This is a genomic window from Ruegeria sp. BG5, assembly GCF_056538425.1.
Map to the genome: position 1 here is coordinate 24,877 of NZ_JBQFTC010000002.1, position 14,854 is coordinate 39,730.

Annotated in this window: 17 protein-coding genes; 9 read left to right on the forward strand and 8 right to left on the reverse strand. The window is 62.8% G+C overall.

Going from position 1 to position 14,854, the window contains the following annotated elements; translation table 11 throughout:
• Positions 1-42 precede the first annotated feature (42 nt).
• From ACR0KX_RS10575 to ACR0KX_RS10595, 5 genes are all read right to left on the reverse strand, one after another.
• The gene (locus ACR0KX_RS10575) at positions 43-558 is read right to left on the reverse strand and encodes a DUF3035 domain-containing protein (protein ID WP_170623205.1); all 516 of its coding nucleotides are present in this window, start codon (positions 556-558) and stop codon (positions 43-45) included.
• A 49-nt stretch (positions 559-607) separates the two neighbouring features.
• Entirely contained in the window at positions 608-1,084 is a 477-nt protein-coding gene (gene lspA, locus ACR0KX_RS10580; protein WP_170453644.1) for a signal peptidase II, read from the reverse strand.
• Positions 1,084-2,673: a bifunctional phosphoribosylaminoimidazolecarboxamide formyltransferase/IMP cyclohydrolase gene (gene purH, locus ACR0KX_RS10585; RefSeq protein WP_170521328.1), complete on the reverse strand. Its 1,590-nt coding sequence runs from the start codon at positions 2,671-2,673 to the stop codon at positions 1,084-1,086. The genes lspA and purH overlap by 1 nt, the downstream gene beginning before the upstream one ends.
• 22 nt (positions 2,674-2,695) lie before the next feature.
• Complete coding sequence (locus ACR0KX_RS10590; protein ID WP_480708403.1) at positions 2,696-4,435, reverse strand: heparinase II/III family protein; 1,740 nt, start codon at positions 4,433-4,435, stop codon at positions 2,696-2,698.
• A 90-nt stretch (positions 4,436-4,525) separates the two neighbouring features.
• Positions 4,526-5,782, reverse strand: a complete 1,257-nt coding sequence (locus tag ACR0KX_RS10595; RefSeq protein ID WP_170623212.1) for a transcription antitermination factor NusB — start codon at positions 5,780-5,782, stop codon at positions 4,526-4,528.
• An 89-nt stretch (positions 5,783-5,871) separates the two neighbouring features.
• Here ACR0KX_RS10595 and ACR0KX_RS10600 point away from each other — a divergent pair, with 89 nt between their 5' ends.
• Positions 5,872-6,048, forward strand: a complete 177-nt coding sequence (locus tag ACR0KX_RS10600; protein WP_170623213.1) for a DUF1674 domain-containing protein — start codon at positions 5,872-5,874, stop codon at positions 6,046-6,048.
• 4 nt (positions 6,049-6,052) lie between these two features.
• Here the strand turns inward: ACR0KX_RS10600 and ACR0KX_RS10605 are convergent, their stop codons facing one another.
• Complete coding sequence (locus ACR0KX_RS10605) at positions 6,053-6,907, reverse strand: LysR family transcriptional regulator (protein ID WP_170623215.1); 855 nt, start codon at positions 6,905-6,907, stop codon at positions 6,053-6,055.
• A 97-nt stretch (positions 6,908-7,004) separates the two neighbouring features.
• Here ACR0KX_RS10605 and tmpA point away from each other — a divergent pair, with 97 nt between their 5' ends.
• The 3 genes from tmpA to ACR0KX_RS10620 are packed head-to-tail and all read left to right on the forward strand — an operon-like array spanning position 7,005 to position 9,393.
• The gene (tmpA, locus tag ACR0KX_RS10610; protein ID WP_170623218.1) at positions 7,005-8,141 is read left to right on the forward strand and encodes a 2-trimethylaminoethylphosphonate dioxygenase; all 1,137 of its coding nucleotides are present in this window, start codon (positions 7,005-7,007) and stop codon (positions 8,139-8,141) included.
• A complete protein-coding gene (gene tmpB, locus ACR0KX_RS10615; RefSeq protein WP_170623220.1) occupies positions 8,138-8,728 on the forward strand; it encodes a (R)-1-hydroxy-2-trimethylaminoethylphosphonate oxygenase in 591 nt (196 codons plus the stop codon). The genes tmpA and tmpB overlap by 4 nt, the downstream gene beginning before the upstream one ends.
• The gene (locus ACR0KX_RS10620; protein ID WP_170623222.1) at positions 8,725-9,393 is read left to right on the forward strand and encodes an ureidoglycolate lyase; all 669 of its coding nucleotides are present in this window, start codon (positions 8,725-8,727) and stop codon (positions 9,391-9,393) included. Before tmpB ends, ACR0KX_RS10620 begins: the two co-directional genes overlap by 4 nt.
• On the opposite strand, the gene ACR0KX_RS10625 is transcribed toward ACR0KX_RS10620, so the two are convergent.
• A complete protein-coding gene (locus ACR0KX_RS10625; RefSeq protein ID WP_170623225.1) occupies positions 9,380-10,042 on the reverse strand; it encodes a DUF2306 domain-containing protein in 663 nt (220 codons plus the stop codon). The two genes, ACR0KX_RS10620 and ACR0KX_RS10625, sit on opposite strands and share 14 nt — an antisense overlap.
• Before the next feature lie 60 nt (positions 10,043-10,102).
• Positions 10,103-10,912: a 4-hydroxy-tetrahydrodipicolinate reductase gene (gene dapB / locus ACR0KX_RS10630; RefSeq protein ID WP_170735815.1), complete on the reverse strand. Its 810-nt coding sequence runs from the start codon at positions 10,910-10,912 to the stop codon at positions 10,103-10,105.
• A 91-nt stretch (positions 10,913-11,003) separates the two neighbouring features.
• Here dapB and rbfA point away from each other — a divergent pair, with 91 nt between their 5' ends.
• The 5 genes from rbfA to ACR0KX_RS10655 all read left to right on the forward strand — a co-directional run bounded on the left by rbfA (position 11,004) and on the right by ACR0KX_RS10655 (position 14,742).
• Positions 11,004-11,399, forward strand: coding sequence for a 30S ribosome-binding factor RbfA (gene rbfA, locus ACR0KX_RS10635; protein ID WP_480708404.1), 396 nt, complete (start codon positions 11,004-11,006; stop codon positions 11,397-11,399).
• Positions 11,396-12,139, forward strand: coding sequence for a phosphodiester glycosidase family protein (locus ACR0KX_RS10640; RefSeq protein WP_480708405.1), 744 nt, complete (start codon positions 11,396-11,398; stop codon positions 12,137-12,139). The genes rbfA and ACR0KX_RS10640 overlap by 4 nt, the downstream gene beginning before the upstream one ends.
• Positions 12,140-12,193: 54 nt before the next feature.
• Positions 12,194-13,099 carry a tRNA pseudouridine(55) synthase TruB gene (gene truB, locus ACR0KX_RS10645; protein ID WP_480583826.1) on the forward strand — a complete coding sequence of 302 codons (906 nt, stop codon included), beginning with the start codon at positions 12,194-12,196 and terminating at the stop codon, positions 13,097-13,099.
• Positions 13,100-13,120: 21 nt separating this feature from the next.
• Positions 13,121-13,624, forward strand: coding sequence for a DUF1643 domain-containing protein (locus ACR0KX_RS10650; RefSeq protein WP_170623226.1), 504 nt, complete (start codon positions 13,121-13,123; stop codon positions 13,622-13,624).
• 95 nt (positions 13,625-13,719) lie between these two features.
• Complete coding sequence (locus tag ACR0KX_RS10655; RefSeq protein WP_170623228.1) at positions 13,720-14,742, forward strand: calcium-binding protein; 1,023 nt, start codon at positions 13,720-13,722, stop codon at positions 14,740-14,742.
• Positions 14,743-14,854: the final 112 nt, after the last annotated feature.

The following is a 14,854-nucleotide window of genomic DNA, read 5'->3' on the forward strand; positions in this document are numbered from 1 at the left end:
TGGTGCGCGGCAGGTTCAAGGGAGATGACGGAAAGTTAAGAATTATTCATCCGGCGGTGACGACGGTGTCTCAAACCCTGCGCGGCGGGCGGCTTCGGTTTCAGCCTGCGGGTTGATCGACTGCCGCTCATAGACCTGTGCGTAACGATCCACAGGGAACAGGCGCAGGCCGGTCCAACGGCCGCGGCGTTTGCGGAACGCATCATCTTCGGCCTGAACCACCTGACGCGTATCTGGCGGCACACCGTAACGGCCCGATGCAGCCACCAGCGCAGCATCAGACGAAGGAACCGCCCCGTTCGGGTTCAGTGCGCCTGCGTTTCCGCCCAGCGCCGCAACCACATCAGCCTGCGGGTTCGGATCGGTCAGGTTGCCCCCACCCAGAGTGGGCGCAGGCAGGAACGCATAATCCTGTGGCTGTGTCAGCGGTTTGACCGGCAGGACCGAGAATTCATCGGGCCCCTGTCCCGGTGGTTCCAGCGTGCGCAAACCAGAGTTCGAGCACGCCGCAACAGCGACGGCAAAGATCAAAGCAATTGGGGCGCGCGACAACCGCATCAGAGTCTCCAGCCTGTTTGGGCCGTTTTATCGCATATCCTTGGGCGCGTCACGAGGGCTTTTTTCCATCGAACAAAACCAGCCCGATCGCGCCCGCAAAGACGAAAACATCCGCCAGATTAAAGACATAGGGGTTGTTGATGCCGCAACACGACATGTTCAGGAAATCGAGAACAAAGCCATACAGCACCCGATCCACCACATTCCCCAATGCCCCGCCGATCAACAGACCGCCGCAGATCAGCATCAGTTTCGACGGCGTGGTACGCCGCAGCCAGACAAAAACGGCAACACAAATGGCAATCGAAATGCCGATCAGAACCCAGCGCGCGGCATCGGAATCGCCCTGAAACAGGCCGAAATTGATGCCGCGGTTTTCGCCGTATTTGAACACCACCAAGGGCGGCAGCACATCGATACCGCCGGGCTGTTCCGCCACGCGCATGACACGAACGACCAGAAACTTGCTGATCTGGTCGATCGCGATGGCCAAAAACGCGGCCCAGTAGAACAGCCGATACGACATCAGTGACGGAAGTGACGCATGCCGGTGAAGACCATGGCCAGACCGGCCTCATCCGCCGCCGCGATCACCTCATCATCCCGCATCGAACCGCCGGGCTGGATGACGCAGGTTGCACCGGCTTGCGCCGCCTCCATCAACCCGTCGGGGAAGGGGAAGAACGCATCTGAGGCCACGGCGGAGCCGATGGTCAGCGGCTGTGGCAGACCCAGCGCGTCGGCCATGCGCTCGGCCTTTTTGGCCGCAATGAGCGCCGAGTCCACACGGCTCATCTGGCCCGCACCAACACCCACGGTCGCGCCGTCCTTGACATAGACGATGGCGTTGGACTTGACGTGTTTGGCGACTTTCCACGCAAACAGCAGGTCGCGCATCTGTTCCTCGGTCGGGGCCTTTTTGGTGACCACCTTCAGGTCATCCATGCCGACAAAGCCGTTATCCTTGTCCTGCACCAGCAGACCACCGGCCACCTGACGCACGGTCTTACCACCGGTGGTCACATCCGGCAGCGCCTCGGTCGTCAGCAGGCGCAGGTTTTTCTTGGCGGCAAAGATCGCCTTGGCCTCGTCCGAGGCACCGGGGGCGATCACAACCTCGGTGAAGATGCCGGTGATTTCCTGCGCGGTTTCGGCATCCAGCGGCTGGTTCAGCGCCACGATACCGCCAAAGGCCGAGGTGCGGTCGCAATCGAAGGCCGATTTATAAGCGTCCAGCAGGGTCGCGCCTTTGGCAACGCCGCAGGGGTTGGCGTGTTTGATGATGGCACAGGCTGCGCCTTGGGTAGGGTCGAACTCGGCCACCAGCTCAAAGGCCGCGTCGGTGTCGTTGATATTGTTGTAGCTCAGTTCTTTGCCCTGATGCTGCACGGCGGTCGCCACGCCGGGGCGGTTCGTGCCGTCAGTGTAGAACGCCGCCTGCTGGTGACTATTCTCGCCATAGCGCAGGGTCTGTTTCAACTCACCGGCAAAGGCGCGGCGGCGCGGAGCCTCGGCAGCCAGCGCATCGGCCATCCAGTTCGACACGGCCGCGTCATAGGCGGCGGTGCGGGCATAGGCCGTCTGCGCCAGATTTTGCCGGAAGGCGTAAGAGGTCTGACCGTCATTCGCCTCCAACTCGGCCAGCAGGGCATCATAGTCCTGCACATCCACCACCACATTGACGAAAGCGTGGTTTTTCGAGGCCGCGCGGATCATCGCCGGGCCACCGATATCGATATTCTCGATGCAGGTGTCGTAATCGGCACCTTTGGCCACGGTGGCCTCGAACGGGTAGAGGTTCACCACCAGCAAGTCGATCGCGCCGATACCGTGCTCGTTCATCGCCGCCACATGGCCGTCATTGTCCCGCAGCGCCAGCAGGCCCCCATGCACCATCGGGTGCAGGGTTTTCACGCGGCCATCCATCATCTCGGGGAAACCGGTGATCTCGCTCACGTCCTTCACGTCCAACCCCGCATCGCGCAGCGCCTTGGCGGTGCCGCCGGTCGATAGCAGTTCAACCCCGCGCTCGGCCAGTGCCTTTCCCAGATCAATCAGACCGGTCTTGTCGGATACGGAAAGCAGCGCGCGGCGCACGGGGTGAAGGTCGGTCATGGGTCCAAAGGTCCTTTTGGCGTCAGTCAAACTCGGGCTCGTCCCGGTGAATGTCACGCACGGCATAGGCAGTATCCTGCGCCTTGCTCAACGTCCACTGGATGCGCGTCGCATACTCCATTGCGCGGCCAGATAGAACGATCTGTTTTGTCGCGCGTGGCTTCAGGCGGCCTTTTTCAAGGTAAACGCTTGGCTCGACAGACAATTTTCCAACGCCATCATGGCGGAACACCCAAATCTCACCGCTTTTGAGCGCCATCGACACCGCCGCGCCACCCAGATCAATGGCCGCATCGACATCCGGGTGCAGGTGAAACCGGATGTCAAACCCGATACCCGAAAGCCCCGAGGCATCCAACGCCCTGTCAAACTGCCGCTTGGCCTTGTCGGTCGCGGTCAGCAGAATATCCTCGCCAGTCAGTTCTCGCCCGTCAAAGCGCAGCTCGTATGTGCGGGCATGGGTCAGACCGAAGGTTTTGGAATAGCCGTCATGCCCGGCCATGAAGCGAATACCTTCGAATGCGTCTTCGAACTCAACCGGAACCTCACGCGGGGCGTCCACCAGCGCCTGATGCTCGCTACCCGGTGTCGGCTTGGCCAATCTTGCGCTGGAATAACCGTCCAGACACAGCGTCGAATGAGACGGGGTCGCCCGACCCGCCCGCCGCCAGTCCAACCCGAAACTGGCCCCGGACCCGCAATTCACGATCAAAGGACGACGGCCCGATGTCACCTCAAACGCCAGTGTCGAGGCATGGGCGTTCAGTGACGCGGCCCCTGTTGGCGGAGAGCTTGCATCAACAATCACAGTCGTCCGCGCAGCGGATAGTCTTGCATAGCCCATCGGCAATTCGGTCGCGGCCTTATGCTTGACCCCGCTTTGCGCCAGCGCCTGTTCCAGCCGGCCTTCGACTCCGCGCCCACCGCCGTGGAACCGGGCCAGCGCCCCGTCCGCGTGGCGCAAGCTGCGCAGAGTGGGGGCGATCCGCTTGATGGCATTGGCCTGCGCCACCGGCGTGCCCCGCCCCACGTCGTTCAGCGCGGCCGAGGTCCAGCTGAGCAGCGTGAACACCTCAAGCAATTCCTCCGGGTTGCGGGTGGGAATGCCGCCCTGGGCGTCCACCTGACGTTCACATTCGCGGGCCAAAGCACGCAGGGCCGGATCGGCCATTGCCTCAAGCCCTTCGAGCGCCAGTCCGGATTGCACCAGACCGGCCAGCGCTTCGAATCTTGGCAGGCCCGGCGTGGCGGCCTGCCAGCGTTTCGACAGGAACCAGGTTTGTTGCGCAAGGGATCGGAAAAACAGCTTGCTGTGCTTGTCATCAACGCCGCGCAACAGAAAGATCGCGTGGTTGATCCAGCGCATGACCCGCCGCCCGGTCAGGTCCGGCACCCATCCCGGACCATGGCCACGCCCATGCGCCTCGATCCAGCCCCAGACCCAGCGCTGCGCCTTTTCCCGCGCCCGCATGTCACCCACAGCTGCCAGATCGTCCAGCCATGCAAAACCGTGGCGCTCATCGTCAAATCCCACGCTGGGGGCTGCGACCTCCCACAAGCCGGTATCCTGTGCCTCGACCAGATAACCGGCGAACAGCAGGTTCCCGGCGACCAGTTGGCGGCCTCGGGCGAACGACCCGACAGTGCGCGGTTCGGGCTGCGATACAAACCCCGTGACCGCCTTTTGCCGCTGGCTCAGGCGCGCGTAAAAACGGTTCTGAAACCGCATCCACCGGCTGGTCATGGTGTCCGTTTCTGACATGACGCGTGTTACTCTGCCCCTTGCGCTCTGCTGGCGCTTGAGACCCAACGATAGACCGTGCCGATCGTCAAGTCATCGAAAAGCGTGTGCTCAGGCGGATTTGGTGAGGCAGGCGATATAGAACCCGTCCATACCACCGCGATCCGGCCAGTAATCGGGGCGCAGACGCAGGCCACCTTCTTCGGTGATCCAGTCCGGCTCGACCCCGTCGATGTTCAACGCGTCGCGGTTGACGGTCATGCCGGGGAACATGCCCAAGGCTTCCTCAACCTGCACCTCGCCTTCGTCGGGCAACAGCGAACAGGTGCAATAGACCAACCGCCCGCCGGGTTTCAGCAAGGTCCAGGCACGGGCCAGCATCTGCGCCTGCAACTCGATCAACCCGCCGAATTCCGAACCGTCCTTGGCAAAGGGCAGATCGGGATGGCGGCGGATGGTGCCGGTGGCGGAACAGGGCGCGTCCAGCAGGATGGCATCGTATTGGCCTTGGTGGTCCAGCGCATCGCCTGCGATGACATTTGCCTTCAGCCCGGTCCGCGCAAGGTTTTCGCGGACGCGTTCCAGTCGCCCTTCCGAGATATCCAGTGCCGTGACCTCGGCCCCGGCAGCGGCCAGTTGCAGCGTTTTGCCGCCCGGTGCGGCGCAGAGGTCCAGAATTTTCTCACCGGCATTGGGTGCCAGAACACGCACCGGCAAGGCCGCCGCTGCATCCTGAACCCACCAATCGCCCGTGTCGAACCCCGGCAGGGCCGACACCTGCCCCGCAACCCGCACTCGCATCGACCCCGTTGGCAGAGCGTCACCGGGTCCGCTCGCACCGGGTTTCAGCGACAAGTCCAAAGGCGCACCGGCGAAATGGGCCTGCTCCATGCCCGCGACGGCCTCGGCCCCCCAGGCCATAACCAGCGGGTCGCGCAGCCATTCGGGCAAACGCGGCACCCGCATCTTCGGCCAGGCCTCCGGGCCTTCGGCGGCGACTTTGCGCAGCACGGCGTTCACCAGCCCCTTGAGACGCCCGTGCTTGCGCGACCGGCCGACAATCTCGACCATCGAGTTCACAACACCATGCGCGGCCTCGCCGTGACACAGCTCGACCGCGCCCAAACGCAGGGCATTGTGCACCGTCAGGGCCGGGGTCCGGTTCAGGTGATTGTCCAGCAGCCGGTCCGCACGCTCCAACCCGCGCAGGGTTTCCAGCGTCAGGCGCTGCGCCCGCGCGCGATCTTCGGGGTCCAGCCGATCCAGCGCACCTGTGGCCAGACATTCGGACAACAGCCGCCCCTCTCCCAGAATCTGATCCAGCAGATAGATCGCGCTGCGTCGCGCTGCCGTTGCGTTATCGGACATGGAACCGCCTTTGATGTGACCCTCGCCCGCATTGCCAAGGGCGGACGGGGGCGTATATCAAGCCCCTGCACGGAAAGGAACCCGATGTCATGAGTGACGACCGCACAGACCTGCCCCCCGCCGCCCAGCGCGCATTGGCCGAGGCCGAGGAGCGCCGCAAACAGGCCGAGGCCAAAGAGATGCCCAAGGAGTTGGGCGGGCGCGACGGCCCCGACCCAGCCCGCTATGGCGATTGGGAGAAAAAGGGCATCGCCATCGATTTCTAGGCGCTCAACCCCGCAGCGCCTGAAGAAAATCACCAATCAGGGCGCGTTGTTTTTTCGATTTGGCCCGGTCCTCGGGCCATGTCAGCCAATAACCATCCTTGGTCTGCAATTCGGGCAGGTCCAGCCTGCGCAACCGTCCCGCCTGCAAATCCGCCTGCGCCAGAGGCACCGAGCCCAGCACCACACCCATCCCCTGACGGGCCGCTGACAGGGCATGTTCCATCGAATCAAAACTGACCTGAGACGGAGGCAATTCCGCCTGCCCCGTCTTCCGCGCCCAGTCCCGCCAACCGGGCCGTTCGCCGCGCAGATCAATCAGCGGCGCGCCCCAGCCAATACCGGGCGCGGCCATCGGCACCAGCACCTCGGGCGCGATCAATTCGGCATCCCGCCCCGGCCACGCCCCTCGGCCATAGCGGATTTGCAGCCATGTCCGTTCCTCATCCAGCGAGGATCGCCGCGCCACGGAATCGGTCATCACCCGCACCTTGGGCCGCATATCCTGAAACTGAGGTAGCGCAGGCAAGACCAGCGCATGAATGTTCGAGGCCAGCCCGGCCACCCGCAATTCGCGCGGAGATTTGCCGAACAGATCCTCGGTATTGCGTTCCAGCGCCTGCAAACTGTCCTGCACCAACGGCAGATAGCTTTCGCCTTCCACCGTCAGCGACACACCCCTCGCCTCGCGCACGAACAGGGTCCGGCCCAGCCACGCTTCAAGATTGCCGATCCGCTGGCTGACTGCCGCCTGAGTCAGGCCGAACTCTTTCGCCGCTGCCGAGAAGCCGCCCAGCCGCCCGGCGGCCTCGAACACGCGCAGCCAGTCCAGCGGGGGCAATCCGATCTTTTTCTTAGCCATAAGTTTTTCCAAGCCTCAGCCGAAAGAAGGATTAATTGTCGTAATGCCACGAGGCGCGTATTTCCTCAACCAAAGCCGCGCTGAACAGGAGATCCCCATGCTGCGCACCGCCACCCATGACACCTCGGTCGTGACTGTCGCGTTCGACACCGGCACCACGGCCCGTTTCCACGCCATCTGGCTGCGCGACAACGCGCTGGACTCTGAAACCCGCGCGCCGGGCAATGGCCAGCGCCTGATTACCATCGGTGATATTCCCGCCGACATTTCGGTCAGCGCCGCCGAAGTCGCCAATGGCGATCTGACCGTGACGTTCCAGCCCGAAGACAAAACCGTCACCTTCCCCGCCACCTGGCTGGCCGATCACAGCTATGACCGCGCCCATGCGCAAGACATCGGCCGCACCGCCCCCGGCATCACCACCTGGGAACGCGGCATAGCCGCGCCCAGCGGCGATTGGGATCAGGTCCACGCCAACCCCGAAGCCAAGCGCGGCTGGCTGGCCGCCGTCGCGGAATACGGTTTCGCCAAGCTGACCGGCGGCCCGACCGAGCCGGAATCGCTGCTGAAAGTGGCCGACCTGTTCGGCTATGTCCGCGAGACCAACTATGGCCCCTATTTCGAGGTGCGGACCGAGGTGAACCCGACCAACCTCGCCTATACCGGGCTGGGGTTGCAGGCGCATACAGATAATCCATACCGCGACCCGGTGCCGACGCTGCAAATCCTTTATTGCCTTGAGAACTCAGCCGAAGGTGGCGATTCCATCGTCGTCGACGGCTTCCGCGCCGCTGAAAAGCTGCGTGAACAGAACCCCGAGGGTTTTGCCCTGCTGGCAGGTTACCCCGCCCGGTTCGAATACAAGGGCTCGGACGGCGTCTGCCTGCGCTCGCGCCGCCCGATGATCGAACTGTCGCCGGATGGGGAACTGATCGCCATCCGCTTCAACAACCGGTCCTCGGCCCCGTTCGTAGACATCCCGTTCGACCGGATGGAAGCCTATTACGCCGCCTATCGCCAATTGGGCGAGATCATCGACGATCCGGCCATGGGCGTGTCGTTCAAGCTGGAACCGGGCGAAAGCTTTATCGTCGACAACACCCGCGTCCTGCACGCGCGTCTGGGGTATTCCGGCGCAGGCTCGCGCTGGTTGCAGGGCTGCTACGCCGACAAGGACGGGTTGCTGTCCACACTGGCAGCGATGCAGATGGCACAGCCAGAGGCAGCGGAATGAAACCCGACTTCTCGACCCTGAACCGGGACAATATCGTGGCCTTCATCGGCGACATCTTCGAGCGTCGCGGTGGTGAGGAATATCTGGGCGAACCCGTCACCATGGCCGAACATATGCTGCAAGGTGCCACCATCGCCGAACAGAACGGCCAGCCCGAGGAAATCATCGTCGGCGCCCTGCTGCACGATATCGGGCACTTTACTTCCGAGTTCGGCACCTATCACCCCGACGACACCGAAGACCGCCATCACGAGGACGCGGGCGCCGAGGTGCTGGAGCAGTTCTTCCCCTCGGTCATCACCGATTGCTGCCGCTACCACGTGGCGGCCAAACGCTATCTCTGCGCCACCAAGCCCGAGTATTTCAACCGCCTGTCTGCCGCCTCGGTCCATACGCTGGAACTGCAAGGCGGCCCGATGAGCGCCGAGGAGGTTGCCGCGTTCGAGGCCAACCCGAACCTGAAAGAGATCATTCAGGTCCGCTATCTGGACGAGGCCGGCAAACGCGCCGATATGGAAACGCCCGATTTCGCCCATTTCGCGCCGATGGTGCAGCGGATGGTCGATAAACATCTGGGGTCGGCATGAGCGCGCCGGAATATATTTTCAAGGCCAGTTCCAAACCCTCGTTGCCGTGGCATGAGGTTCCCCTGATCCGCGCCACCGACGCGTCGGTCAAGCGATATGGCTGTCTGGTCGATGACCCCGACACGTTCGAAATCGAGATCACCCGCTGGCCCCAGCAAGGCTGGCGGCCCATCGACGAAGGCACCGGTGACGAAGGCGGCTGGGTCGAGGGGACGTTCAAATGCGACTGGCAGGGCGATGTGCTCTATGGCGAGAACGAGGCGGTCAAGGGCCACTATGTCCTCGGCTGGTCCGCTGACCCTCAGCAGGCACAGACCGACCGGCAAACCGCGCCCCGCGATCAGGTTTTGCTGTGGCATATGAACTATCACCCCGACGGCGGGCAGATGTTCTGGCCGCTGGACAACAAACCCTTCATCGTCCCCGCCGCCCTGCCCGGCGACAATCTGACACCCGACAAAGTGGTGGCGTTCTGGTGCGACGGCTCACGCGGGCTCTACATCCATCCCGGCATCTGGCACGAGGGGATTTTCCCGGTCGAAAACCACCAGCGGTTCCTCGACCGGCAGGGACGGGTTCATGCCCGTGTCAGTGCAGATATCGGGAAAGAGTTCGGCGTCTACCTCGCCTGCCCGCTGCGGGCGGACAAGATCAGGGATTTGTGACCAGCACTCCTTCATGGCCCGAACGCCTACGCATGATCCATATCTGAACGATCAGCAGATAGGGCACAAAGAACGCAAAATTCTGCACCAGATCGAAAGGGCCCGAGAAATCGGGCTCTAACCCCAGCCCTCCGGTCAGCAGATACCAAAGCGTATAGTGCACCCGGTAGAGCCACGACCCCAGCGCCAGCCAGAACAGTCGTAATCCCCAGGCCCAATGGCCCGCGCGATCCCGAATGATCGCCATGCGCGCCAACATCAGCGCCGAGGTAAACAGGCTCAGGCCGTACAGGAAAAAGCCAGCAGACATAATCGGGCCGCCGATTGTTCCGCGCAAGGGGATATAGGTCATCCCGGCCAGCCCGGTGATCAGCGCCAGCGCAATCAGCATCGTTCCCAATGCACGGTGAAACCGGTTGAACCTCTGCCGAAGGGGGCGGATCAATTGCAACGGCACCAGCGTCACCAACACCGTTCCGGCAAATATATGCAGAATCATCGCCGCGTTGCCGACGCTCTGACCGTCCGCAAACAAATAGCTTTGCGCGGGCGCATCATCAGACAACCCAAGGCCGATCATCCCGAAACTATGCACCACAAACGGCAGCAGCGTCAGATAGAACACTGCCAACAATAACCCGGTTGCCATACGAGATTTCAGGATCCGCATAAGCAGACCTTAGCGCCATAAGGCGATCCGTCTATGGGCCTACAACCCCAGCACATCCACCATGTCATACTGACCCGGCGCTTTGCCCTGCCCCCACAGCGCCGCCTTCAGCGCGCCGCGGGCAAAGATGGCGCGGTCCGACGCCAGATGGCGCAGGACGATGCGCTCTCCGGGTGCGGCGAACAGGACGTCGTGTTCACCGACCACATCTCCGCCGCGAATGGCGTGAAAGCCGATATCGCCGCGTTTGCGCGCGCCGGTGATGCCGTCGCGGCCCCGGTCGGACACATCGTTCAGCTTGACGCCGCGCCCCTCGGCGGCGGCCTCGCCCAGCATCAGCGCGGTGCCCGAGGGGGCGTCGACCTTGTGGTGGTGATGGCCTTCGATGATCTCGATGTCGAAATCCTCATCCAGCGCGGCCGCGACCTTTTTTGTTAGCTGCATCAACAGGTTGACGCCAAGGCTCATATTGCCCGCCCGCACGATGACCGCATGGCGCGAGGCTGGCTCCAGCGCCGCGATCTGTTCGTCACTCATGCCGGTGGTGCCGATCACATGCACGCAACGCGCCTGCGCGGCCAGCGCGGCAAACTCCAGCGTCGCCTCGGGCGCGGTGAAATCGATCACGGCCTGCGCCTGCGCGAATGCCTCCAGCGGGTCGTCTGTTACAGTCACGCCCAGCGCGGGGCCACCCATCGCCTCGCCCACGTCCCGACCGATCCAGTCGTGGCCTTTACGCTCGACCACACCGACCAGACGCGCCTGATCGCTGTCAGACACGGTCTTGATCAGCATCTGCCCCATACGGCCCGAAGCCCCTGTGATGACGATCCCTGGAATATGGGTCATTGCGCTGGTCCTTTTCGCTAAGTCGGCTCAAAGCCTCCTACCCCGTTCGCGCCCGCTTGGCAAAGCCCTGCTTTGCGCTTAGATCGGGGATATGGCAAAGAACAAATTCCACGATGGCACCGGCCCGTCCCAACGGCAACTGCGTGTCGGCGAACTGATCCGCCGCACCCTGTCCGAGGTTCTGGCGCGCGGAGATGTCCACGACCCCGACCTGAACCGCATGTCGATCACCGTGGGCGAGGTGCGTACCTCGCCCGATCTGAAGATCGCTACCGCTTATGTGCTGCCCTTGGGCGGCAAAGGGCAGGAGGACGTGATCGAACTGCTGGCCCGCAACAAGGGTGAACTGCGGCGCGTGATCGGCAAGAAGCTGAACCTGAAATTCTCGCCCGATCTGCGGTTCCGTCTGGATGACACGTTTGACCGTCTCGACGACACTCGCCGCATGTTCGAACAGGACGCGGTGCGCCGCGATCTGGACGAGTGATACGTACCCTTGTCACCTTGGGCGCTGCCATGTGGGCGGCGCAGGCGGGCGCGGTGACCTGCGAAAAGCTGACCCATGAGGACAAGCGATACACCGTCTGCGAAGTGGACGCCGCCAACGAAGACCTGCGACTGTTTCTGAATGATGAAAACGGCGCGGTGCTGGGGCATTTTTCATCCGTGAACGAAGCGCTTGCGCCCAGCGGTAAGCAACTGGCCTTTGCGATGAACGCGGGCATGTACCACGACGACCGCTCGCCCGTCGGGCATTATGTCGAAGAGGGACACGAGCAAATGCGCGTGATCCCGAATGCAGGCCCCGGCAATTTCGGCCTGTTGCCCAACGGCGTATTCTGCATCCGTGACGGTCGCGCCGATGTGTATGAGACATTGACCTATGTCGATCAGGCCCCCGATTGCCGGTTCGCCACCCAGTCCGGCCCGATGCTGGTGATCGACGGAGAACTGCATCCGCGTTTCCTGCCCGATTCGACCTCGCTCTATGTGCGCAACGGGGTGGGCACCAGCGCCGATGGAACGCAGGCGGTGTTTGCGATCTCGGAGGATTACGTGACCTTTCACGAGTTCGGCAGCCTGTTTCGGGATGTGATCGGCACCCCGAATGCGCTGTTCTTCGATGGCAATATCTCGCGCATGTATGATCGGGCGGGCGGGCGTTCGGATCTGGGGTTCTCGCTGGGGCCAATTGTGGGTGTGGTGGAAGATACGCCCACAAATTGACAGCGGCAAAACGATCCGCTAACCCGCGCGCCTCAGCAAAAGGCAAGGTGCAAGATGGGACGCAAACGCAAGGGCCGCGACATTTCCGGTTGGCTGGTGGTGGACAAGCCTGCGGGCATGACCTCGACATCCGTAGTCAACAAGGTGCGTTGGGCGATGGATGCCAAAAAGGCGGGCCATGCGGGCACGCTGGACCCCGAGGCAACCGGCGTTCTGGCCGTGGCTTTGGGTGAGGCGACCAAGACCGTTCCTTACATCACCGACGCCTTGAAAGCCTACACCTTCACCGTGCGTCTGGGTCAGGCCACCAATACCGACGATGCCGAAGGCGAGGTGATTGCGGAAAGCGATGCACGCCCCTCGGATGACGATATCAAACAGGCGCTGGCTCCGTTTCTGGGCGACATCATGCAGGTGCCGCCCAAGTTCTCAGCCGTGAAGATCGACGGACAGCGCGCCTATAAGCTGGCCCGCGATGGCGAGGATGTGGAACTGTCTGCCCGGCCCCTGTGGGTCGAGGAACTGGTGGTGGTCGACCGCCCCGACGAAGACCACGTGGTGCTTGAGATGACCTGCGGCAAAGGCGGCTATGTTCGCTCGATCGCGCGCGATCTGGGTGCAGCGTTGGGATGTTACGGCCACGTCAAGGAACTCCGCCGCATCTGGTCCGGCCCGTTCGAGGCCGAAGACGGCCTGTCCATCGAACAGATCGACGAGATGGCCAAGACCGAGGCACTGGACGAGTACCTGCATCCGCTGGAAACCGGCCTGTCGGACCTGCCCGAGCTGAAATGCACCCCCGAGGGTGCCACCCGCCTGCGCAACGGCAATCCGGGCATGGTGCTGGCGTCGGACGTGGAATATGGCGACGAAGCCTGGGCCTCGCTCGATGGCAAGGCCGTGGCCGTGGGCATCTACAAATCCGGCGAATTGCATCCCAGCCGGGTGTTCGTCGCCTGAACGCTGTGCTAGCCGAAAGACATGATCACACGCACCCATACCAAGGGCGACGCGCCCTCGACCGCCATCTATTCGGATTGCGAGAAGTATCGCTATAGCCTGACCCGCGTTTGGAATGCGGCGGGGCGCAAGGCGCTGTTTGTGATGCTGAACCCCTCAACCGCGACCGAGGTGCAGAACGACCCAACGGTGGAACGCTGCGAACGCCGCGCGCGGGCGCTGGGGTTCGGGGCGTTTCAGGTGACAAATATCTTTGCCTGGCGCGACACCGACCCGCGCAAGATGCGCGCCGCTGCCGATCCGGTGGGGCCCGAGAATGACGCCGCGATTCTGGACGGCGTACAATGGGCCGATCAGGTGATCGCCGCCTGGGGCACCCATGGCGCGCATCTGGAACGCGGCCCGGCGGTGGAAACCCTATTGCGCGGCTCAGGCCAGCCTCTGTTTCATCTGGGGCTGACAAAGGACGGGCACCCCAAACACCCGCTTTATATCGCATACACCCAGCAGCCCGAGGCGTGGTGACAAAGGGTTAACCACGGACTCAGGCTTGCTTTGACCAAACCGGGAGCCGGATGGGATAGTTCAACCTCGGAGCAGTGTGCTTTCGGAGGGTTCCCATGTTTCTGGCCGGATTGCTTGGATTGGCCGCCGTCGGCGGCGCGGCTTACGCCATGAGCGACGTGTTCGCGACCGAAGAGGAACCCGAAGACGACGAACCGAAAAACGACACGCCCGAGGAACCAACCGAAGGCGAATTTCTGGATATTGGCGAGAACGTTGAAGAACCTGAAACACCCGAGGGTCCGGAGATCTCGACCGGCACCGTAATCTCCGAACATCTTGGTGATCTGGTGATCGCAGGCTCTGACGGTACAGATGAAATCACCGGGCAGGAGGGGGACGACCAGATCAACGGCTATGGCGGAGACGACATCATCAATGGCGGTTGCGGCGATGACGTTCTGCACGGGGGCGACGGTCAGGATGTGATGTCCGGCGGGCACGGATCGGACATTCTGCATGGCGAGGCGGACGACGACCTGCTGTCCGGAAATGCAGGAGACGACAAGCTGTATGGCCATTTCGGCGCCGATGAGCTGGACGGCGGAGAGGGCGCGGATGCGCTCTACGGTGGTCAGGGCGACGACAGGCTGGCAGGCGGCGCAGGCGATGACGCGCTGCACGGTGGATATGGCAATGACACACTATCCGGGGGCGAAGGCGAAGATGTGCTGTTTGGTGGTGATGGCGATGACGTGCTGTTTGGCGGCGAAGACGGCAATTCGCCCAGCACCGACTTTCTGAACGGTGGCACCGGCGACGACACGATCCTGGCCCAGGGCGGAGATGTGGCCAATGGCGGCCAAGGGGCCGACCAGATCATCCTCGACACCGAAGGGGATGACGAAGAGGTCACCGTCATGGGTTTCCAGCCCGGTGAGGACAAGTTGCTGATCACATGGGACGCCTCGGACGATCCCGACATTCAGATCCAGCAGGACGAAGAGAACACCAACCTGACCCGTGTTGTCATCGACGGACAGGAGGTTGCGCATCTTTACGGGGCCGACGGGATGACCAGCGACGACATCCGATTGATTACCGAGGCCCAGCTGGCCCAGTACGGGCAGATGCTCTAGCCTCGCAGAATCCCTTTGCCATTGGCAAAAAAAGCGCCTATACGGGCCCATCCGCATCGGAATCGGTGCGGGTTTCTCCATGGGCCTGTGCTGGACGACATCCCGGCCTGCG

Coding starts and splice junctions, on each gene's coding strand:
- ACR0KX_RS10575 (WP_170623205.1), bottom strand. CDS start 558: ATGCGGTTGTCGCGCGCCCCAATTGCTTTGATCTTTGCCGTCGCTGTT.
- lspA (WP_170453644.1), bottom strand. CDS start 1,084: ATGTCGTATCGGCTGTTCTACTGGGCCGCGTTTTTGGCCATCGCGATC.
- purH (WP_170521328.1), bottom strand. CDS start 2,673: ATGACCGACCTTCACCCCGTGCGCCGCGCGCTGCTTTCCGTATCCGAC.
- ACR0KX_RS10590 (WP_480708403.1), bottom strand. CDS start 4,435: ATGTCAGAAACGGACACCATGACCAGCCGGTGGATGCGGTTTCAGAAC.
- ACR0KX_RS10595 (WP_170623212.1), bottom strand. CDS start 5,782: ATGTCCGATAACGCAACGGCAGCGCGACGCAGCGCGATCTATCTGCTG.
- ACR0KX_RS10600 (WP_170623213.1), top strand. CDS start 5,872: ATGAGTGACGACCGCACAGACCTGCCCCCCGCCGCCCAGCGCGCATTG.
- ACR0KX_RS10605 (WP_170623215.1), bottom strand. CDS start 6,907: ATGGCTAAGAAAAAGATCGGATTGCCCCCGCTGGACTGGCTGCGCGTG.
- tmpA (WP_170623218.1), top strand. CDS start 7,005: ATGCTGCGCACCGCCACCCATGACACCTCGGTCGTGACTGTCGCGTTC.
- tmpB (WP_170623220.1), top strand. CDS start 8,138: ATGAAACCCGACTTCTCGACCCTGAACCGGGACAATATCGTGGCCTTC.
- ACR0KX_RS10620 (WP_170623222.1), top strand. CDS start 8,725: ATGAGCGCGCCGGAATATATTTTCAAGGCCAGTTCCAAACCCTCGTTG.
- ACR0KX_RS10625 (WP_170623225.1), bottom strand. CDS start 10,042: ATGGCAACCGGGTTATTGTTGGCAGTGTTCTATCTGACGCTGCTGCCG.
- dapB (WP_170735815.1), bottom strand. CDS start 10,912: ATGACCCATATTCCAGGGATCGTCATCACAGGGGCTTCGGGCCGTATG.
- rbfA (WP_480708404.1), top strand. CDS start 11,004: ATGGCAAAGAACAAATTCCACGATGGCACCGGCCCGTCCCAACGGCAA.
- truB (WP_480583826.1), top strand. CDS start 12,194: ATGGGACGCAAACGCAAGGGCCGCGACATTTCCGGTTGGCTGGTGGTG.
- ACR0KX_RS10650 (WP_170623226.1), top strand. CDS start 13,121: ATGATCACACGCACCCATACCAAGGGCGACGCGCCCTCGACCGCCATC.
- ACR0KX_RS10655 (WP_170623228.1), top strand. CDS start 13,720: ATGTTTCTGGCCGGATTGCTTGGATTGGCCGCCGTCGGCGGCGCGGCT.